The sequence below is a fragment of the Tautonia sociabilis genome (assembly GCF_003977685.1).
GTDB lineage: Bacteria > Planctomycetota > Planctomycetia > Isosphaerales > Isosphaeraceae > Tautonia > Tautonia sociabilis.
The window spans coordinates 119,080-139,252 of record NZ_RYZH01000001.1; the positions used below are offsets into that span (position 1 = coordinate 119,080).

General features: G+C 70.2%; 17 protein-coding genes. 9 read left to right on the forward strand and 8 right to left on the reverse strand.

Features of this window, described 5'->3' with window-relative positions:
* The first annotated feature begins 16 nt into the window (after positions 1 to 16).
* Together TsocGM_RS00490 and mtnA are read left to right on the forward strand one after the other, a co-directional pair.
* Positions 17 to 310, forward strand: coding sequence for a hypothetical protein (locus TsocGM_RS00490; protein WP_126723358.1), 294 nt, complete (start codon positions 17 to 19; stop codon positions 308 to 310).
* Positions 307 to 1,401 (forward strand): S-methyl-5-thioribose-1-phosphate isomerase, encoded by a 1,095-nt coding sequence (gene mtnA / locus TsocGM_RS00495; RefSeq protein WP_126723359.1) that lies wholly within the window; start codon positions 307 to 309, stop codon positions 1,399 to 1,401. Before TsocGM_RS00490 ends, mtnA begins: the two co-directional genes overlap by 4 nt.
* A gap of 12 nt (positions 1,402 to 1,413) precedes the next feature.
* Here the strand turns inward: mtnA and TsocGM_RS00500 are convergent, their stop codons facing one another.
* From TsocGM_RS00500 to prfB, 7 genes are all read right to left on the reverse strand, one after another.
* Positions 1,414 to 3,093 carry a hypothetical protein gene (locus tag TsocGM_RS00500; RefSeq protein ID WP_126723360.1) on the reverse strand — a complete coding sequence of 560 codons (1,680 nt, stop codon included), beginning with the start codon at positions 3,091 to 3,093 and terminating at the stop codon, positions 1,414 to 1,416.
* 72 nt (positions 3,094 to 3,165) lie between these two features.
* Complete coding sequence (locus tag TsocGM_RS00505) at positions 3,166 to 4,908, reverse strand: bifunctional sulfate adenylyltransferase/adenylylsulfate kinase (protein ID WP_126723468.1); 1,743 nt, start codon at positions 4,906 to 4,908, stop codon at positions 3,166 to 3,168.
* 129 nt (positions 4,909 to 5,037) lie between these two features.
* A complete protein-coding gene (locus TsocGM_RS00510) occupies positions 5,038 to 5,448 on the reverse strand; it encodes an RrF2 family transcriptional regulator (RefSeq protein ID WP_126723361.1) in 411 nt (136 codons plus the stop codon).
* Positions 5,449 to 5,613: 165 nt separating this feature from the next.
* The gene (locus TsocGM_RS00515) at positions 5,614 to 6,345 is read right to left on the reverse strand and encodes a phosphoadenylyl-sulfate reductase (protein WP_126723362.1); all 732 of its coding nucleotides are present in this window, start codon (positions 6,343 to 6,345) and stop codon (positions 5,614 to 5,616) included.
* Positions 6,346 to 6,526: 181 nt separating this feature from the next.
* Positions 6,527 to 7,789, reverse strand: coding sequence for a serine hydroxymethyltransferase (gene glyA, locus TsocGM_RS00520; protein ID WP_126723363.1), 1,263 nt, complete (start codon positions 7,787 to 7,789; stop codon positions 6,527 to 6,529).
* A 110-nt stretch (positions 7,790 to 7,899) separates the two neighbouring features.
* Positions 7,900 to 8,499, reverse strand: coding sequence for a hypothetical protein (locus TsocGM_RS00525; RefSeq protein WP_126723364.1), 600 nt, complete (start codon positions 8,497 to 8,499; stop codon positions 7,900 to 7,902).
* 81 nt (positions 8,500 to 8,580) lie between these two features.
* Positions 8,581 to 9,703 (reverse strand): peptide chain release factor 2 gene (gene prfB / locus TsocGM_RS00530; protein ID WP_126723365.1). Its coding sequence is split into 2 segments (ribosomal slippage): positions 8,581 to 9,633 and positions 9,635 to 9,703, totalling 1,122 coding nucleotides; the frame shifts between segments, so codons are not numbered across the junction.
* A 166-nt stretch (positions 9,704 to 9,869) separates the two neighbouring features.
* Between prfB and gluQRS the strand changes: the two genes are divergently transcribed.
* The 7 genes from gluQRS to TsocGM_RS00565 all read left to right on the forward strand — a co-directional run bounded on the left by gluQRS (position 9,870) and on the right by TsocGM_RS00565 (position 19,614).
* Complete coding sequence (gluQRS, locus tag TsocGM_RS00535) at positions 9,870 to 10,856, forward strand: tRNA glutamyl-Q(34) synthetase GluQRS (RefSeq protein ID WP_126723469.1); 987 nt, start codon at positions 9,870 to 9,872, stop codon at positions 10,854 to 10,856.
* 97 nt (positions 10,857 to 10,953) lie between these two features.
* Entirely contained in the window at positions 10,954 to 12,426 is a 1,473-nt protein-coding gene (locus TsocGM_RS00540; protein WP_126723366.1) for a RecQ family ATP-dependent DNA helicase, read from the forward strand.
* Between the two features lie 146 nt (positions 12,427 to 12,572).
* Positions 12,573 to 14,033 carry an FAD-binding oxidoreductase gene (locus TsocGM_RS00545; RefSeq protein WP_126723367.1) on the forward strand — a complete coding sequence of 487 codons (1,461 nt, stop codon included), beginning with the start codon at positions 12,573 to 12,575 and terminating at the stop codon, positions 14,031 to 14,033.
* Positions 14,034 to 14,075: 42 nt separating this feature from the next.
* Positions 14,076 to 14,864, forward strand: a complete 789-nt coding sequence (locus TsocGM_RS00550) for a hypothetical protein (protein ID WP_126723368.1) — start codon at positions 14,076 to 14,078, stop codon at positions 14,862 to 14,864.
* Between the two features lie 74 nt (positions 14,865 to 14,938).
* Positions 14,939 to 16,861: a PAS domain-containing sensor histidine kinase gene (locus TsocGM_RS00555; protein ID WP_158633314.1), complete on the forward strand. Its 1,923-nt coding sequence runs from the start codon at positions 14,939 to 14,941 to the stop codon at positions 16,859 to 16,861.
* Complete coding sequence (locus TsocGM_RS00560; protein WP_126723370.1) at positions 16,858 to 18,138, forward strand: FAD-binding oxidoreductase; 1,281 nt, start codon at positions 16,858 to 16,860, stop codon at positions 18,136 to 18,138. The genes TsocGM_RS00555 and TsocGM_RS00560 overlap by 4 nt, the downstream gene beginning before the upstream one ends.
* Before the next feature lie 99 nt (positions 18,139 to 18,237).
* Positions 18,238 to 19,614, forward strand: coding sequence for a (Fe-S)-binding protein (locus TsocGM_RS00565; protein WP_126723371.1), 1,377 nt, complete (start codon positions 18,238 to 18,240; stop codon positions 19,612 to 19,614).
* Positions 19,615 to 19,761: 147 nt separating this feature from the next.
* Here the strand turns inward: TsocGM_RS00565 and TsocGM_RS00570 are convergent, their stop codons facing one another.
* Positions 19,762 to 20,169 carry a hypothetical protein gene (locus TsocGM_RS00570; RefSeq protein WP_126723372.1) on the reverse strand — a complete coding sequence of 136 codons (408 nt, stop codon included), beginning with the start codon at positions 20,167 to 20,169 and terminating at the stop codon, positions 19,762 to 19,764.
* Between the last annotated feature and the right edge of the window lie 4 nt (positions 20,170 to 20,173).

Consider the following 20,173-nt stretch of genomic DNA (forward strand, 5'->3'; position numbering starts at 1 on the left):
CTCCCCGGAGCCCCCCATGGATAACGGCCACGAGCACGAGCACCACGACCACGAAGAGATCGACCCCAGCGAGCTGCTCCAGGAACTCGGCGCCGAGTCTCGCACCCAGATCTTCCTGTCGATGCGGCAGCAGAACCTCGAGCTGCTCGACCTCGCCTCCCGGGTCGCCGGCTACTCGGGAGAGCACGCCCCCCTGAAGGGGGACGAGTCCGAGAAGGCGATGCGGACGATCTGGAAGCTGTACTCCGAGTTCTACTCCTGGATCGACCCCGAGGAGATCGAGGAGGACGACGAGGACGAGGACGAATGAGCGTCGAGCCGACGACCGGTCCCACCGTCGGGCCGACGCTGGAGACCGTCGGCTGGGTCGGATCGGCCGGCGAGGGCGTCGTCCGGCTGATCGACCAGACCCGATTGCCTTCCGAGTTTCTTCAGATCGACTGCCCGGACGTGGAGACGGTCTGGGAGGCGATCACGATGCTCCGGGTCCGCGGCGCGCCGGCCATCGGCGTCGCCGCGGCCTTCGGGGCGGTGCTCGGGGCGAGAAGGCGGGGCCTGGCGTCGATCGAGACGGTGCGGGACGCCCTCCGAGCATCGACCGCTCGCCTCCGGACCAGCCGACCGACGGCGGTCAACCTGTTCTGGGCGCTCGACCGGATGGACCGAGTCGGCGAGGCCGAAGCGGCCCTCGCCGATTCCCCGGCGGCCCTGCTCGATCGGCTGCTGCTCGAAGCAAAGACGATCGAGCAGGAAGACCGGGCGATGTGCCGGGCGATCGGCCGCCACGGCGCCGAGCTGATCGGGCAGGGGCAGGGGGTGCTGACCCACTGCAACGCCGGAGGCCTGGCGACGTCCGATTACGGTACGGCCCTGGCCGTGATCTTCTCGGCGGCCGAACAGGGTAAGAGCGTTCACGTGTACGCCGATGAAACCCGGCCCCTGCTCCAGGGGGCTCGGCTCACCGCCTGGGAGCTGCAACGCCGGAACATCCCGGTGACCGTGATCTGCGACAGCATGGCTGCTCAGGTGATGAAGGAGGGGAGGGTCCAGGCGGTCGTCGTTGGGGCCGACCGGATCGCGGCCAACGGCGACTCGGCGAACAAGATCGGCACTTACGGCGTCGCCCTGGCGGCCCGGGCCCACGAGATCCCGTTCTACGTGGCGGCCCCCTCGAGCACGTTCGATCTGGCGCTGCCGGACGGCTCCCTCATCCCGATCGAGGAGCGCGACCCCCGGGAGGTCACTCACGGCTTCGGCCGGCAGACGGTGCCCGACGGCGTCGACGTCTACAACCCGGCCTTCGACGTGACCCCCGCTCGCCTGATCTCGGGGATCATCACCGAGAAGGGGGTGATCGCCCCCGTCTCGACCGAGGGGATCCGGGCGATGCTGCTCGGTTGATCGGGCATCGACTCAGGGGAGACTCGGCTTCCTCCGCCAGACTTCGATGACCCCGAACCGCTCGGCCGGCTCGTAGAGCCGTTCGACCGCGGAGGACAGAGCCGGGGAGACGAGGCCGGGCTCAGGCCCTTCGGCGGAGGGGGTCCAGAGGACGACGGAGTCGGGCTCCTCCTCGAGCTGGGCGATGAAATAGGAGTCGTCGAGCCCGACCTGACTCTTCCAGAGCAGGCCCGACTCGTTCCGGAAGACGGGACGATGGCCCGTGGCCCCAACGGCGGCGAGCTGGTAGCCCATCAGGTTGGCGACCGCGGTCGAGCGGGGGACCTCGTGCCGGAGGTGGTCCAGGGCTCGGCGATAGTCGTCCCAGGGGTAGAGGGCGGCGTCGTAGGGCGTGCCGTGATGGAGATACCCGGGAGGGGCCTCGGCCGGCCCCGAGGGAAGCGGGCCCCCGATCAGGGAGGAGAGGGCGGCGAGCGAGGCTCCTGGGTTGCAGAAGGTGGGCTTCGAGGGCACGGCGACGGCCAGCAGGGCGATCGCCGCGGCCAGGCGGAGGCGGCTCGATCGGATCGGCAGCGAGCAGACGATCGCCGAGAGCATCGCGAGCAGGACGGACCAGACGACCCAGCGGGGCTGGTCCAGGTAGTCGTGCGACCGGGGGTGGAGCGGCTTGTACAGGAGCACGCAGGAGGCGGCAAGGAGCCAGGTGCGGGCCTCGCGTCGGATCGGCTCGCCGACTCCCCCGGCGAGCAGGGCCACCGCCGCGGGCACGGCAACCCAGCCGAGCGCGGAGAGCTGGCGGACGACCTCCCCGAGCATCCCGGCCGGCGTGGCCCGGCTGTAGTGGCTGCCGTAGGAGGCGAGTCGGAGGTTGCGGACCAGGTCGTCGAGCAGCCCCTGAGCGATCAGAGGGGAGAACGCCAGGGCGGTGGCGAGGGCCGCCGCGGTCGCCCACTCCAGCAGCGCGCGGAGACGTCGGCGGTGTTCCCCTCGGTCCTGATCCCCGGCCCCCTGGGCGACCGCGAGCAAGAGGGCCGGCACGAACAGGACGGCATGCGGCCGGAAGGCGAGGGCGGCGGCGGTCGCCAGCGCCGAGGCGATCCGGCCGGGTCGGCCGGGCCAGACCGAGGGCGAGAGCAGGGCGAGGACCACGAACCAGATCGTCTGCCAGTCGCGCTGGGCGACCAGCGAGAAATTCAAGTTCGTGTAATGATTCAAGATCGATGCCGCGCCGATCAGCCCCGGCCACCACCGGCCGAACCGGCGCCGGGACCAGAGGGCGAGCATCAGGCCGAGGCCGGCGACCATGGCGGCGTCGAGGGCGTAGATCGGCCAGGTGGAGCCGGCGCCGAGGGTGGCATCGAGTCCGTAGAAGAGGTAGATCGGCCCGGGGAAGGAATAGCCGAGGATGTCGCGGTAGGGCCGGATCCCCTGTGCCCAGCAGATGGCCGCGGCGGCGAAGGTGTCGAGATCGGGCCACCAGGGCCAGGTCAGATAGTGGGGGACCCAGCAGGCGAGCATGAGCAGGCAGAGCCCGGCGGTGGCGATCGGCACCAGGCGATCGGCAGCGAGGGCGGCGCAGCGGTCGAGGTCGGTGCGGGAGTCGGGGGAGGGGGGGGAATCGACACGGACCCCAGACTCGGCCGGAGAGGCCGGATCCGGGGCCCGTCCGTGGGATCGGGTGGGATGAGGCATGTCGGACCCTCCGTGGTCCTCGTCGGCGTCCCTTCCTGTTTGCGGGGGTCCGGCCGCCGACCCGGGAGGGGATCAGCGGTGGCCGTGAGGTTGAATGTACCCGAGTTCGAGCAATTTGTCGATGATCCGGTCGGCGCATTCGCTGACCGAGAGCTTGCTGGTGTCGAGGGTGACCTCGGGGTTGAGCGGGGCCTCGTACGGGTCGTCGACGCCGGTGAAGCCCATCCCCTTGCCTTCGGCGACGGCGTTGCGGGCCTTGGCGTAGAGCCCCTTGACGTCGCGCTGCTCGCAGACCTCGATCGGGGTGTCGCAGAAGACCTCGACGAAGTTCCCCTGGGACATCGCTCGGGCCTCGTCTCGGGTGCTCCGGTACGGGCTGATGACCGAGCAGAGGATCGTGCCGCCGTGCTTGGCGACCAGGCCGGCGACGTAGCCGACGCGACGGATGTTGGTGTCCCGGTCCTCCTTGGAGAAGCCGAGCCCCTTGGAGAGGTGGGTGCGGATCTCGTCGCCGTCGAGCATCGAGGCGTTGCGGCCGTACTCGGCCAGCCGCTCGGTCAGGGCGTGGGCGATGGTGCTCTTGCCCGAGCCGGAGAGGCCGGTGAACCAGATCGTCAAGCCCTGGGCGAACTTCGGCGGGTTGGTCTCGCGGAGGATCTCGGCGACCTCGGGGCGGCTGAACCACTCGGGCAGGGGGATCCCTTTGGCGAGGTAGTCGTCGCGGACCTGGGTGCCGGAGATGTTGGCGGTCCGAGCGCCCTGGGGGACCTCGTCGACGGCGCAGTAGCGGTCCTCGTCGGGCAGGTAGACCATCAACTTGAAGTCAACCATGCCCATGCCGATCTCGTCGCCGTACTTCTGCATGTACTCCTGGGCGTCATACGGCCCGTAGAAGGGCTTGCCCGAGGAGTCGTTGCCGGGGCCGGCGTGGTCCCGGCCGACGATCAGGTGGGTGCAGCCGAAGTTGCGGCGGATGATGGCGTGGAAGAGCGCCTCGCGAGGGCCGGCCATGCGCATGGCCAGCGGCAGGAGGCTGAGGACGGCGGTGTTGGGGTCGTAGTAGTCGTCGACCAGGGCTCGGTAGCAGCGGACCCGGGTGAAGTGGTCGACGTCTCCGGGCTTGGTCACGCCGACGACCGGGTGGATCAGCAGGCCGCCGCCGACCTGAGCGGCGGCGCGCTTGGTCAGCTCCTCGTGGGCGCGGTGCAGGGGATTGCGGGTCTGGAAGGCGACGACCTTGGACCAGCCCTTCTCGGCGAAGACCTTGCGGAGCTCGGCGGGAGTCTGGCGGAGTTCGACGAAGTCGTAGTGCGGCGGGACGCGAATGACCTCGAGCTTGCCGGAGGCGTAATGGCCGGGCAGCTTGGCCAGATAGGCGACGGAGGGGTGCTTGGCGTCGGTGGTGCCGTAAGCCCCCTTGGCCTCGGCCTCCTTGTCGCAGGCGAAGACCTCCTCGACGTGGAGGAAGGCCAGCAGGTTGCCGTAGACGTCTCGGAGGGCCAGCGGCTTCCCCTCGACGACCTGCGAGGGGTCGACCGGGAGGGTCACCGGGAGCGGCCAGAGCGTGCCGTCGGCCAGCCGCATCTCGGCGACCACTCGGTCGTAGTCGGCCTTGCCCATGAAGGTGGTCAGCGGGGAGAAGCCGCCGGTGGCGAGCAGCTCGAGGTCGCAGAGGCCCCGCTCGTCGAGGGTCAGGCTGGGATAATCCTTGGCGGTCGCCCGCATCTCGGCGGCTCGGGCGTCGTCGACGATCAGGTTGACCAGCGATCCGCCGTAGGGGGTGTTCGGACCGGCGACGGGGGTTGAGGCAGGAATCGTCAGGGTCTCCTTCGTTCGGGGTGGTGGCGGCGGTCGGTCGTTCGCACACGTTGTTGCGTATGATAACAGATACAAGCGAGCGGGGGCGACGCCGGATCCCGGCCGATGACCAGAATCGACGGCCCCTCAGATCACCCAGTCTCGGGGAGCGGCCCGCTCCGTGAGGTCCGCCAGGCTGATGCGGTCAAGCACGGCCTGCTCGGCGCGGCGGACCTCCTCCCAGACCGACGTCAGGGCCCTCGCCTCGGGGTTCTGGGGCTCCCTCGGGTGCTCCTCGGGCCCGTCAATCGCCATCAGGACCTCGGCGATCGAGATCCGGTCCGGAGGACGGGTCAGGCGGTAGCCTCCCGAGGCCCCCCGGACGCTGGAGACGAGTCCCGCACCCTTCAGATAAAGCAGGATCTGCACGAGGTACCGTTCGGGGATCCCCTGCGCCTCGGAGATCTCCCGGATGCGCATCGGCGGCTCTTCTGGCCGGTGTCGGGCCAGGGCGAGCATGGCGAGGCAGGCGTATTCGGCCTTGGCGGAGCGCTTCATGAGGGCGGAGGAGATCAGAGAGCAACCAACAACCGGCGGTGGGGAGGCGAAGGATCAGGTTGCGTTCGGGGCCGCCTCCTGAGGCGGCCTCCCCGATCCGGCGTGGCGGGCCGGGGAGGAGCCATGCCCTGATGCCGCCAGCCCGTCACGAACGGAAACGCCCCGTCAGAGCTGGCTGCTGTCGAGGGAGTGGAGGCCGCACTCGGTCTTGGCCTGGCCGGCCCATCGGCCGGCGCGTTCGTCGGTCTCCCCCTCGGCGACGGGCCGGGTGCACGGCCAGCATCCGATCGAAGGATACCCCTGATCGTGCAGGGGATTGTACGGCACCTTGTTGGCGACGACGAACGCCCAGACGTCGCGTCGGGACCAGCGGAGCAGCGGGTTGACCTTCACCAGGTCGAACTTCCGGTCCCAGCCGACGAGGCTCGCCCGGGCCCGGTGCTCGGACTGGTCGGCCCGGATGGAGGAGATCCAGGCATCGTAGCCGACGACCGCCCGGCGCAGGGGGACGATCTTCCGCTCGAAGCAGCAGCGATCCGGATCGGTCGCGTAGACGGGCCCGCCGTTGCTCTCCTCGAACTGCTCGACCGTAGTGTCGGCCCGGACCAGCTCGACTTCGATGCCGTAGCGCTCGGCGATCCGGTCTCGGAGGGCCAGGGTCTCGGGGAACTGGTAGCCCGTGTCGAGGTTGAAGACGCGGACCTGCCGATCGGGGTCGACGTGCGAGAGCATGTGCAGGATCGCGCAGCCCTCCGGGCCGAAGGCGGTGGCCATCGTCAGCCTCGGGCCGAACGTCTCGACCGACCAGCGCAGAATATCCCAGGCCGAGGCCCCGTCCAGACGACGGTTCGCCTCCTCCAGGTCAATCCTCGGCCCCGAAGCGGTCTCGACCGTCATGGCTCCTCCCTCCCCGGCTCGTCGGATCGCGAATCGTCGCAATCTTAGCCATCATCGTGATGATGGTCAACCGGCCAGACCGGGGACAAGGGGGAAGGGCGGCCCCGACCGGGGGGGAGGATCGCCGGGGAGTCGAGGGGAGGGGGGCGAGGCGGTTCCGCCTCGCCCCCGGCGGGGAGGGTCAGGCGACGGCCGGGGAGGAGGCGTCGGCGGGGACGGGGTAGTCTCGGCTGAACTCGGCGATCTGGCCTCGGACGCGGGCGGCGAGGGGCGTGTCGTCGGGGGCGTCGAGGATGGTCACGATCCAGGAGGCGACCTGGCGGATGGCGTCCTCCTTCATCCCGCGGGTGGTCAGGGCGGGGGTGCCGAGGCGGATGCCGCTGGGGTCCAGGGGCTTGCGGGGGTCGAAGGGGATCAGGTTCTTGTTGACCGTGATTCCGGCCCGGCCGAGGGCGGCCTCGGCGATCTTCCCGGTGAGGCCCTTGGTGGTGACGTCGACGAGGATCAGGTGGTTGTCGGTGCCTCCGGAGATGAGGCGGAAGCCGGCCCGGGTGAGTTCCTCGCCGAGGGTGCGGGCATTGGCGATCACCTGGGAGCAGTAGGCCTTGAAGTCGTCGGAGAGGGCCTCGCCGAAGCAGACGGCTTTGCCGGCGATGACGTGCTCCAGCGGGCCTCCCTGGAGGCCGGGGAAGACGGCGGAGTCGAGCTTCTTCGCCCAATCGGACTTGCACAGGACGATGCCGCCGCGGGGGCCTCGGAGGGTCTTGTGCGTGGTTGTGGTGACGAAGTCGGCTTCGGGGACGGGGTTCGGGTGCAGGCCGGCGGCGACGAGGCCGGCGATGTGGGCCATGTCGACGAAGAAGACGGCGCCGACCTCGCGGGCGACCTCGGCGATCCGGTCGAACTCGATGATCCGGGAGTAGGCGCTGGCGCCGGCGAGGATCAGCTTGGGCTTGTGCTCCCGGGCGAGGCGGGCGATGGCGTCGTAGTCGATCCGCTCGGTCTGGCGGTCGAGGCCGTAGCCGATCGTGTTGTACCAGCGGCCGGAGTAGTTCAGCGGCATGCCGTGGGTCAGGTGGCCGCCGTGGGCGAGGTCCATCGCCAGCACCGTGTCGCCGATCTCCAGGCTGGCGAAGTAGACCGCCATGTTGGCCGAGGCACCGGAGTGGGGCTGGACGTTGGCGTGGTCGGCCCCGAAGAGGGTCTTGGCGCGGTCGATGGCGAGGCGCTCGACGGTGTCGACGTGCTCGCAGCCGCCGTAGTAGCGTCGGCCGGGGAGCCCCTCGGCGTACTTGTTCGTGAGGACCGACCCGACCGCTTCCATGACGGCTCGGCTCGTGTAGTTCTCCGAGGCGATCAGCTCCAGCTCGTCGCGTTGGCGGCGCTCCTCGGCGGTGATGGCCTCGAAGACGTCGGGGTCGCGGTCGGGGAGGGTGCGGGACATGCGGGGTCTCCGGCTGGCTAGGAGGCGCGGATGCGGTCGGCCGATCTCGGTCCTGTCGCATCCCGGGCGAGGGCGAGATCCGGGTTGGTTGGGGGCGGCGGCGATCGTGGTCAGCGGGAGCGCTCGGCCATCCAGGAATAGGACCAGGTGAAGGTCGATTCTCCTGGCGAGACGAGGGCGGCGGCCTGGACCTGGACCCCCCGTCGGCCGGCCTCCCGGAGGCCGACTCGGGCGGGGGGGGCGGCCTCGAAGCAGAGCGAGAGCGATCCCGGGGAAAGGTCCCAGCGGATGGAGGACGGGTCGGCGGCTCGGAGGTTCCCCGGAGGCAGGTCAACCGCGTAGGTGCTGGCGAGCGCGACGATCTCGGATCGGCAGCGGTCGGCGACCTCGACCGAGACGAGGACGCCCGAGTTCGACTCCCGGAGGGTGAAGGCGGCCGAGGTGTGGTGGGGTCCGACCTGGCCGAGGAGCAGGGCCCGAACCGCCTCGGGATCGTCGGCAGGGCGGAGGGCGTGAATCTGCTGAAAGGCCGGGCTGACGAGCCGGGAGGGGTCGGCCGCTCCCTCGATGGAGGAGGCGAGCGAGGTTTCCGACGAGCCGTCGTCGAGCTCGAGGGCGTGGGTCCAGCGGTCGTCGAGCCATCGGAAGACCAGCCGGAACCCGGAGGCAAGCAGGGCGAGGCGGCCTTCGGACTCGTCGATCGTGGGCATCGCGGGTGGGCAGCGGATTCGGGGAAGGCGGGAAGCGATCGCCCCGGAGGAAGAGCCCTCCGGGGCGATCGGAGAAGGGGATCAGGAGGTCGGGGCGGCCTCTCCCTGCTCGAGCTTCATGCGGAGGTAGGCCTCGATGAAGCCGTCGAGGTCGCCGTCGAGCACGGCGCGGGGGTTGCCGACCTCGAAGCCGGTGCGGAGGTCCTTCACGAGCTGGTAGGGCTGCAACACGTAGTTGCGGATCTGGCTGCCGAAGCTGATCTCCCCCTTCTCGTCGTACATCTTGGCGTACTCGGCCTCGCGCTTCATCTCCTCCATCCGGATGAGCTTGGCCTTGAGTAGCGCCATGGCGTTGTCGTCGTTCTTGAACTGCGACCGTTCCGATCGGCTCTCGGCGGTGATGCCGGTCGGGATGTGCCGGTAGCGGACGCCCGACTCGGTCTTGTTCTGGTGCTGGCCGCCGGGGCCTCCGCAGCGGAAGACCTCGCGTTCGAGGTCGCAGTCGCGGATCTCGACGGTGATCGTGTCGTCGACCTCGGGCAGGACGTCGACGGAGGCGAACGACGTTTGGCGGCGGGCCTGGGCGTCGAACGGGCTGATGCGCACCAGGCGGTGCACGCCGGCCTCGCTCTTAAGGTAGCCGTAGGCGAGGTTGCCGATGATGTGCAGCGTGGCCATCGAGATCCCGGCCGAACCGCCATCCTCGCGGTCGGTGATCTCGACTTTGTAGCCGTGCGACTCGGCCCACATCATGTACATGCGCAGGAGCATCTCGGCCCAGTCGCAGGCCTCGGTGCCGCCGGCTCCGGCATGGATGGTAACGTAAGCGTTGCGGTGGTCGTTGGGGCCGGAGAGCATCGAGCGGAGCTCGAAGGCGTCGAAGTCCTTGCGGGCGCGCTCGGTGGCCTGCCTCAGCTCCTCGTCGAAGGAGTCGTCGCCGGCCTCCTCGCCCAGCTCGATCATGGCCTCGAGGTCATCCCCCTGGGCGATCAGCTCCTCGAAGGGCTTGATCACGGAGTTGAGCGTCTTCAGCTCGCCGATGACGGCCTGCGCCTTCTCCTGGTCGTTCCAGAAGTCGGGCTGGCCCATCCGCTGCTCGAGCTCGTCGCGCCGGGCTTGCTTGTCGCCCAAGTCAAAGAGAGTCTCGCAGATGGACGATCCGGTCGATCACGAGGCGGGCTTCGCGCTTCAGGTCGGCATCCATCGGGGGGACGCTCCGGGGGCTCGCTGGTGGTGTGGGTCGATCGCCGAGTCGGCTCGACGTTAGGATTGTACGGCGCCGGTCGGGAGGGGAACAGGCGAACTGGCCGAGGAGGCCGTTCCGCCGATCGGGGAGGGGGGATTGGCCCGGGAGAGGGGCCGTGGCGATCATGTCGGCTCCGGGAGAAGAGACGGGGCAGGTCGGGTGTGCCGGCGAGGTCGGAAGACTGGCGCCGTCGCCAACGGGAGGGCTCCACGTCGGCCACTCGAGGACGTTCCTGGTGGCCTGGCTGATGGCCAGGAGAGCCGGGGGGAGGGTCGTGTTCCGGGTCGAGGACATCGACGCCTCCCGGGTCCGCCCCGGGATGGCCGAGCAGGCGATGGCCGACCTGCGCTGGCTTGGGATCGACTGGGACGAGGGTCCGGACGTGGGGGGGCCCCACGGGCCCTATCTCCAGTCGGAGCGGTTCGATCGGTTCGAGGCCGCGCTGGACCTCCTGAAGCGGGCCGAGCTGGTCTATCCCTGCACCTGCTCCCGGTCGGAGATCCGTCGGGCCGCCTCCGCTCCTCACCTCGGGGAGGAGGGGCCGGTCTACCCGGGGACCTGCGCCGAGCGGTCGGCGGGAGACGCCCGGTTGATCCGAGACCGGCCGTTCGCCTGGCGGTTCCGAGCCGGGGAGGAGCCGGTGGCCTGGGACGACCTGTTCCGGGGCCGGCTGGAGATGGTCCCCTCGGCCATTGAGGGGGATTTCGTTGTCGGCCGCTCCGACGGCTCGCCGTCATATCAACTGGCGGTGGTGGTCGACGACGCGGCGATGGGGGTCACGCAGGTCATCCGGGGAGACGACCTGATCTCCAGCACGCCGAGGCAACTGCTGCTGTACCGGGCTCTCGAGCTGGTGCCTCCCCGGTTCGGGCATGTTCCGCTGGTCCTCGGGCCGGATGGCCGTCGGCTGGCGAAGCGGGACGAGTCGATCAAGCTGTCGACCCTTCGCGAGGGGGGGATGGACCCGAGGAGGCTGGTCGGGTGGATCGGAGAGACGCTGGGGATGGGAAGCGGGGAGCCGGCGTCGCCGTCGGAGTACCTCCGGCGATTCGAACCGGACTTGGTGCCGGAGGGGCCGGTCGCCTTTGATCGCTCGGCGATCGAGCAGTGAGGGCTCGGAGCGGCCCGCGACTTGCACCGGGGCCGGGCACAAGACCGGGGAGCGGGATGCCCCCGAGGGTCGATTGCCGTCCAGGCCGAGACATTCCATGTCGATCATCGTCACGCCGGAAGAGCGTCGGTCGCTCCGTAGTCACCTCCGCGAGCACTTCGGCTTCAGGAGGTTCCGAGCCGGGCAGGAGGAGGCCGCCGCCTCGGCCCTGAAGGGCAAGGACACCGTGGTGGTGATGCCCACCGGGTCGGGCAAGAGCCTCTGCTACCAGCTCCCCGGGCTGGCGATGGAGGGGACGACCGTCGTCGTCGGCCCGCTGCTGGCCCTGATGAAGGACCAGGCCGACGCGCTGGCGAGGCGAGGCTTCCCGGTGGCCGAGGTCAACAGCTCGCTCAACGACCGGCAGTCGCGACTGGCCGAGGAGGCGATCGAGGTCGGCCTGCCGGAGTTCGTCTTCACGACCCCCGAGCGGATGGCCGACCCCGCGTTCCGAGCCGTGCTCAAGCGGCGGCGGCTCGATCTGTTCGTGATCGACGAGGCGCATTGCATCAGCCAGTGGGGGCACGACTTCCGGCCGGACTACCTCGACCTCGGGCTCGCCATCGCCGACCTCGGGCATCCCCCGGTCCTGGCGATGACGGCGACGGCGACCCCGGAGGTGATCGACGACATCGTCGAGTCCCTGGGCATCCCCGACGCGGAGCTGGTCCACACCGGCTTCGACCGGCCGAACCTGGGACTGTCGGTCATCAATGCCGCCGGGGCCGAGGCGAAGCAGAACGCACTGCTGCACCTGCTCCAGGAGGCCGAGGGGGTGGGGATCGTCTATTGCGCGACGGTGAAGGCGGTGGACGAGCTCTCGGAATTCCTCGGAGGACTCGGGCTGCCGGTGGCGTCGTACCACGGGAGGATGCCGCTCCGGAAGCGGGTCGAGGCGCAGGATCGATTCATGCGGGGGGAGGTCCGGGCGATGGTCGCCACGAACGCCTTCGGCCTGGGGATCGACAAGCCGGACATCCGGTTCGTGATCCATTATCACCTGCCAGGGACGCTCGAGGCGTACTACCAGGAGTTCGGCCGGGCCGGCCGGGACGGCGAGCCGGCCCGAGGCATCCTGATCTACGACCCAGCCGACCGCGCCTTGCAGTCGTTCTTCCGGGGGAGGATGCCCGACGCCGAGGACCTGGTGAATGCCCACCACACCCTCTCCCGATGGGAGGACGAGCCAGGAGGGCCGACCCTCTCGGAACTCCTGAAGATCAGCCCGCTCTCGAAGACCCGGCTCCGGGTTTGCCTGGGCCTGCTGGAGCGGTTCGGCCTGGTGAGTCGGGAGCCGGGCCGGCGCTATCGGCTCTCGCGTCGCGAGCTCTCGCTGGGGGAGGCCACCCGGATCGCCTCCCGGTTCCGGGAGCGGGAGGAGCGGGGCATACTGAAGCGGCACCAGATGACCGAGTACGCCGAGTCCCGGTCGTGCCGGTGGGGGACCCTGCTGGACTACTTCGGCAACGAGGACGTGCTGGGCGGGCCTTGCGGGCGCTGCGACCGCTGCGAGGGGACGGGTCCGGCGTAGGGGACCGCCCCGAGCCGGATTGGGGAGGGGCGCTGTGGCCCGGGCCGAGCGATCGGTGGTAGACTGGGGACCTTGCCGCGAGGCCCGACCCCCGGGGGGAGCCGAGGTTGTCGGAACCCCCGCCGGCCCCACCCCGATCGAGTGCCATGGCCGTCGCCCAGTCCGTCGACATCTCCGAATCCCTCCGAGCCGAGCTGGCCCGGGCCGTCGGCCCGGAGAACCTGCTGCACCACCGCGACGAGCTGGTCGTCTACGAGTGCGATGGCTACGTCATCGAGAAGAACGTGCCCGACGTGGTCGTCTTCCCGACCTCGACGGAGCAGGTCGTCGCGGTGGTCCGGCTCTGCAACACGTACGACGTGCCCTTCGTCCCCCGAGGGGCGGGCACGAGCCTGGCCGGCGGCACGCTGGCCGTCGGCGGCGGGGTGATGATCTGCCTGACCCGCATGAAGCGGATCCTGGAGATCAACACCCGGGACCGCTACGCGGTGGTCGAGCCGGGTGTGGTCAACGTCTGGCTGACCCGGGCGCTGGCCGGCTCGGGGTTCCACTACGCCCCGGACCCGTCGAGCCAGACCGCCTGCACGATCGGCGGCAACGTGGCGACCAACTCGGGAGGACCGCACACGCTCAAGTACGGCGTGACGGTCAACCACGTCCGAGGGGTGGAGCTCGTCCTGCCGGATGGCCGCGTAGTCGAGATCGGCGGCAAGGCCGAGGACACTCCCGGGCTGGACCTGGCCGGCCTGGTCGTGGGGAACGAGGGGACCTTCGGCGTCGTCACCAAGGTCATCGTGAACCTGACGAGGGACCCGGAGGCCGGCCGGACCTTCCTGGGCGTCTTCGAGTCGGTCGACCAGGCGACGGAGACGGTCAGCGGCCTGATCGCCGCGGGGATCGTGCCGGCGGCGCTGGAGATGCTCGACACGCTGATGATCCAGGCCCTCGAAGAGGCCTTCGGCTTCGGCTTCCCGACCGACGCCGGCGCCGTGCTGATCATCGAGGTCGACGGCCTCGAGGCCGGCCTGGAGCATGAGGCGGAGGCGGTGGCCGAGGTCGTCCGCCGCAACGGCGGGTCGGTGAAGAACGCGATCGCCTGGACGACGCGCAAGGAGCCGGAGTACGTCGCGATCTGGAAGGCGAGAAAGTCGGCGTTTGGGGCCATCGGCCGGCTGAGCCCGACCTTCTGCACGCAGGACGGCGTGGTCCCTCGGACGAAGCTGCCGCACATCCTGCGTCGGATCACCGAGATTGGCGCGAAGAACGGGCTGCGGATCGCCAATGTCTTCCACGCCGGCGATGGCAACATCCACCCGATCCTCCTGTTCGACGAGCGCGACCCGGCCCAGGTGCGCCGGGTGCTCGACGCCAGCCACGAGATCCTGGAGGAGTGCATCGCCTGCGGCGGCAGCGTGACGGGGGAGCACGGCATCGGCGTCGAGAAGATGGAGTTCATGCCCAGGCTGTTCTCTCCCAGCGACCTGGCGGCGATGGTCGCCCTGCGGGAGGTGTTCAACCCCCAGGGGCGGTGTAGCCCCGGCAAAATGCTGCCGATCGGTGTTGGCTGCATCGAGCGCAAGAGCCCCGGCCGGCACGCGCCGGCCTGACCGGGCAGGGCCTCCGGTGTGTCCTCCAGGCGAGGAGGCGTCGTGAGCAAGCGTCCGAGGATCCCCAGGAGGAGGCACGTCCCCGGCACGTTCCGGCCCTTCGAGCGCAAGGGGCCGGATCCGAAGGCCGAGGAGCAGCGGATCGTCCTCTACCTGCCGATCGCCGCCCTGGACCGGGCCGAGCGGCAGGCGATGCTCGCCGGGGTCGAATCGGTGCAACGCTACTGCGAGGCGCTGCTGATGAGGGCGATCGAGGCTCAGGATACCCTGGACCGCGACCAGTCCGACCAGTCCCGCCGGGGACGGCTGGATCGCCTGCTGGCGATCGCCGACGATCCGGACTATCTGGTCGAATGGACCGCCTCGCTCCGGAGGCCTCCCGGCGGGGGGACCCCCTCCCCAATCGCCAGGGTTCCCGGCGACGGCGACAGCGACAGAGACGGCGAGGCTGAGGCTGAGGCGGGAAGGCCGTCACCGGAGGCGATCGTGGAACGTCCGGCCGCCGAGGTCATCTTCCACCACGCCGGCCTGCTCGGCGACTCCCCCGGCGGTTTCCTGACGCTGCTGCGGGCCGGGGCGCCGATCCCGGCGGAGATCGGCCGCGAGCTGATGCGGGCACTGGTCGACCTGGAGGTCGAGCATCGGGGGGCCTCCCTCCTCGATCGCGGGCTCTCCTACGCCCTGCATAAGCTCGCCTTCGAGGGGCAGGTGCTGGCAACCGAGGCGGGAGTGAGCGTGGACGAGGAGACGGTGGATCTGCTTCGGCTGGTCCAGGAGGGGGTCGATCGGGTCCTCTCGGGCCAGGACATCCGGTACTATTCCTCTTCATGAACCGCCGCCGCCCCGCCCCCCGCCCTCGACCGGCCGTCTCCCGCACCGCCTCGGCGTCGCCGATGCCGATGCCGATGCCGATGCTGCCGCTGCTGGCTCAGTTGACGCTGCATTACGAGCAGCCGTTGGCCCTGGCCAGCATCGTGCTGCTGGCGGCCTTGCTGATGGGGGCGGTGCTGGCGATCCGGATGCTCCGGCAGCGGGCCAGCCGCCTGCGCGAGGAGCTGCGCGCCCAGTCGTTGCAGCGGGACCGAGCCGAGGACGCCTGGCTGGCCTCCGAGGCGTTCTACCACTCGCTCGTCGAGAATCTGCCGCAGAACATCTTCCGCAAGGATGCCCAGGGGCGGTTCACCTTCGCCAACCGGCGGTTCTGCGCCTCGCTCGGCCGCACGCTGGAGGAGATCCAGGGGAAGACCGACCGCGACTTCTACCCCGAGGCGCTGGCCGAGAAGTACCGCCGGGACGACCTCCGGGTCATGCGGACCGGAGAAGTCGTGGAGGATGTGGAGGCCCACGTCACCAGCGAGGGGGAGATCCGCCGGGTCCAGGTGACCAAGTCGCCGCTGCGCGACCCCTCCGGGCGGGTCGTTGGCCTTCAGTGCATCTTCTGGGACGTGACCGAGCAGTACCGCACCCTGGAGGCGCTGGCCGCCAGCGAGGAGCGGTTCGCGCTGGCCGTCCGGGGGACCAACGACGGCCTCTGGGACTGGGATCTCCGCACCAACGACACGTATTACTCCCCCCGCTTCAAGGAACTGCTCGGCTTCGGGGAGGACGAATTCCCCCACCGGATCGAGACCTTCCTGGAGTACCTCCACCCGGAGGATCGGCATCCGGTGCGCCGGGCGGCGGCCCGGCACCTGAAGGACCGGGAGCCGTTCGTGGTCGAGTATCGCCTCCGGACCAAGACCGGGCCGTACCGCTGGTTCCTCGCCCGGGGCCAGGCGGTCTGGGACGAGAGCGGCCGGCCGATCCGCATGGCCGGCTCGATCAGCGACATCCACGACCGCAAGATGGCCGAGGACCTGCTCCGGGCCCAGAACCAGTTGCTCCAGGAGATGGCCCAGTCCGAGCGCCGGGCGCTAGAGGAGCGCGAGCAGGCCCAGAGTCGGATGGTCGAGTCGGCCAAGCTCGCCGGGCTCGGGCAGCTCGTCGCCGGGGTGGCGCACGAGATCAACAACCCGCTGGCCTTCGTCGGCAACAACGTCGCGGTATTGCAGCGCGACCTGGGGGAGCTGCACCAACTCCTGCGGCTCTATCGCACGGCCGACGGGCTGATCGATGAGCACGCCCCTCAGCTGGCGGCGGAGATCCGGCGCTACTGCGAAGAGATTGACGTCGATTACACGCTCGAGAATCTCGGCGGCCTGCTCCAGCGGACCCGGGACGGCCTCCGCCGGATCCACGACATCGTCAAGGACCTCCGCGTCTTCGCCCGGCTCGACGAGGGGGAACTAACCGAGGTGGACCTGAACTCGGGGATCGAGTCGTCGGTGAACATCATCCTCGGATATGCCAAGAAGCAGCAGGTCGAGATCATCCGGGAACTGGGGGAGCTGCCGCCGGTGCAGTGTCACGCGGCGAAGATCAATCAAGTTTTAATGAACTTGATCGTAAACGCGATCGATGCCTGCGAGCCCGAGGGCCGGGTCATCATCCGCTCCCGCTCCTGTCCGGGGGAGGAGGGGGTCCGCATCGAGGTGATCGACGACGGCTGCGGCATCGACGAGACGATCCGGGACCGGATCTTCGACCCGTTCTTCACGACCAAGCCGGTCGGCATCGGCACGGGGCTGGGGCTGTCGATCAGCTACGGCATCATCCAGGACCACGGCGGGACGATCGAGGTTTCCTCCCAGCCGGGGGAGGGGTCCTGCTTCACCATCCGCTTGCCCTTGCGGCCCCCCTCCCGGCCCTCCCTCAAGGCGGCGGAGCCGGCGGGCTCGGCCTCCTCCCCGCATCCGACCCTCGCGTCCCCTCCGGAATCGCCCCGATGAACTGGCCCGACTCCCCGAACGACACTCCCCTCGGCGACGGCCGCTTCGCCTCGGCCGTCGAGCGCCCGACCGACCGCCAGGAGCTGGCCGACGCCCTCGGCCGACTGGCCGCCGAGGGCATCGGCCTCTACCCGCAAGGAGGCCGGACGGCGCTGGAGTGCGGCGGCATCCCGGCCCGGCCCGGGGTGGCCATCGACGTGACCGGCCTCTCCCGGGTGGTCGACTACCCGGCCGCCGACATGACGATCACCGTCGAGGCCGGCCTCACCCTGGCCGAGTTGCAGCGTACCCTGGGGGCGCAGGGCCAGCGGCTGCCGCTGGAGGCGCCGGCCGCCGATCTCGCGACGATCGGCGGCGTCTTCGCCACCGACTCCAGCGGGCCTCGCCGATTCGGCAACGGCCGGCCGAGGGACCTGATCATCGGGGTCGCCTTCGCCTCCTCGAAGGGGGAGCTGGTCAAGGGGGGCGGCCGGGTGGTCAAGAACGTCGCCGGCTACGACTTGCCGAAGCTGCTCACCGGCTCGATGGGGAGTCTTGGCGTGATCGTTGAACTGACGCTCAAGACGAGGCCCCGCCCCGAGGCGACGGCGCTCTGCTGGTCGACCTGGCCGGGGATGGAGCCGCTGGAAGAAGTGCTCGGCGTCTTGAACACCTCGAGGACGCGGCCGGTCGCGCTGGAGCTGCTCAACGGCCCGGCGGCGGAGGCGGTCGCCCGACGATCGGGGCTCGACCTGCCGGCCGGCGGCGTGGTGCTCGCGGTGGGGCTGGAGGGGACCGAAACGCTCGTCTCCTGGCAGCTCGACGTCCTCGAGGCCGAGCTTGGAGGGGCGTCGGGGCTCGTCCCCGTCCGGGGATCGGACGCGGATCGGCTCTGGGGGGCCCTCACCGACCACCCGGCGGGGGGCTTGGCCCTCGGAGGAGAGGGGGAGGCCAGTTCGGCGCTCTCTTTCAAGGCGAATCTGCTGCCGTCGTCGGTCGTGGCCTTCGTCGAGTCGATCGACCCGGGCCGATGGGAGGTGCAGAGCCACGCCGGCAACGGGATTGTCTGGGGGTTGGGCCGCCCGGGGATCGAGGTCGACCGGCTGGCGGAGGATGTGACCCGCCTCCGGGAGGCGGCGGTGTCGGCCGGGGGGAACCTGATCCTCCCCCGCTGCCCGACCGACCGGAAGCCTTCCCTGGGCATCTGGGGGGCACCCCGGGGAGACTGGGAGCTGGCCCGGATGGTCAAGCGGGCGATCGACCCGGCCGGGGCGATGAACCCGGGCCGCTTCCTCTGATACAATCGACCCCTGACCGTCGGCCGACTCCCGCCCCGCCCCGCCCGGATTGGACCCGATCCGATCGAACGCACGACCCTCCCGATTGCGAGCCGAGCCATGACCACCGTCGCCTCTCCGAATCGGCCGGACTCGGCCCCCGAGCCGGGACCGGGCCCGGCCCCCTCCGGCCTCTCCCGGCCGACCGACGCTGGCGTCGACCTGGACTGGCTTGCCTCGAAAATCAACTACCGCCGGTTCCAGGAGTGCGTCCACTGCGGGCTCTGCACGGCAAGCTGCCCGACCTACGTCGAAACCGGCAACGAGAACGACAGCCCCAGGGGACGCATCTACCTGATGCGGTCGGTGGTCGACGGCCGGATGGCGGCGAGCGACCAGGTCCGCCGGCATTTGGACCTGTGCCTCGACTGCCGGGCCTGCGAGTCGGCCTGCCCCTCCGGGGTGAAGTACGGGCAATTGATCGAACCGTTCAAGGTCGCCCTGCGGCAGACGGCCCCTCCGGGACGGAGGAGCTGGCTGCAAGCGATGATCCTCCGCCACCTGTTCCCCTACAGCAATCGCGTGCGGCTGGCCCTGGCCCCCGCCCGGCTCTTGCAGCGGGTCGGCGCGCTGGACGCGGCGGAGACGCTTGGCCTGACCAGGCTGCTACCGCCGACGTTGCGCCGGATGCAGGCGATGCTCCCCCGGCTCTCCGGCCGAGGGAGGAAGCTGCCGGAGGTCCTGCCGCCGATCGGGCCGAAGCGGGCCCGGGTGGCGCTGTTCCTCGGATGCGTCGCCGACGCGATGTTCCCGGACACCAACGCCGCGACCGCCCGAGTGCTGCAACGCAACGGCTGCGAGGTGGTCATCCCCCGCTCCCAGGCCTGCTGCGGGGCGATCCACTACCACTCGGGCATCGAGGGGCCCGCCTTCGACCTGGCCCGGGCCAACCTCCGGGCCTTCGACCTCGACTCGGTCGACGCCATCATCGTCAACGCCGCCGGCTGCGGAGCGATGCTCAAGGACTACGGCCACCTCCTCCCGGAGGCCGATCGCGCCCTCGGGGCGAAGTTCGCCGCCAAGGTGAAGGACATCTCCGAGTTCCTCGTCCAGCTCGGGCCGATTCCGCCGTCCCACCCGGTGTCGTATTCCCGAGTCACCTACCACGACGCCTGCCACCTGGCGCACGCCCAGAAGATCCGGTCGCAGCCGAGGCAACTGCTGGAACTGATCCCCGGCCTGGAGCTGGTGCCCCTGGAGGAGACGGAGATCTGCTGCGGAGCCGCCGGGACGTACAACCTGACCGAGCCGGAGATGTCCGAGCGGCTCGGGAGGCGGAAGATCGAGCACATCCTCGCCTCAGGGGCCGAGGCGGTCGTCACGGGCAACGTGGGCTGCATCCTCCAGATCGCCCGGAAGGCGAAGGAAGCCGGCAGCTCGATCCAGGTGGAGCACCCGATCGATCTGCTCGACCGGGCCTACAAGGGGACTGGCTGAGGGAGGGAAAGCCGGAAGCGATCCCCCGAGCCCGGCGTGAATGACCGGACCCCGGGCGCTCGGTTCCCTCAGCGACGGGCTCAAGGGCGGCAAGACCCCCTCCGATCGGTCCTCCCGCTCGCATCGCTTCGATCCGATCATCGGCCCTCAGGACCGGCCGGTTCCCGGACCTTCGGGGTCGTCGATGACGGGGGGAGCGGGCTCCTCGGCCGGGGCCTCCGGCTCGGCCAAGGGTTCCGGCGCGGGAGGCAGGTCCTCCAGGTCTCGGGGAGGGCTGAGATTGAAGGGGACGGGCCCGTCCTCGGTGCCGAACGGGGTGCCGGCGCCGTCGGCGGCGTTGGCCTCCCCGGAAGCAGGGTCGGGGGCGTCGGGTCGGGAATCGTCGGCCCCGGGCCCGACTGGGGGGGAGGAGGCGTTCCCCTCTCCGGCTCCAGCACCGGCTCCGGCTCCGGGAGCAACGGCGTCGAGGTCGGGGGCCTCGACTGGGGCGGCGGCGTTGCTGCAACCCATCAGGGCGAGCATCGGCAGGGTGAAGAGGAGGTTCGGGCGACGCATCGGG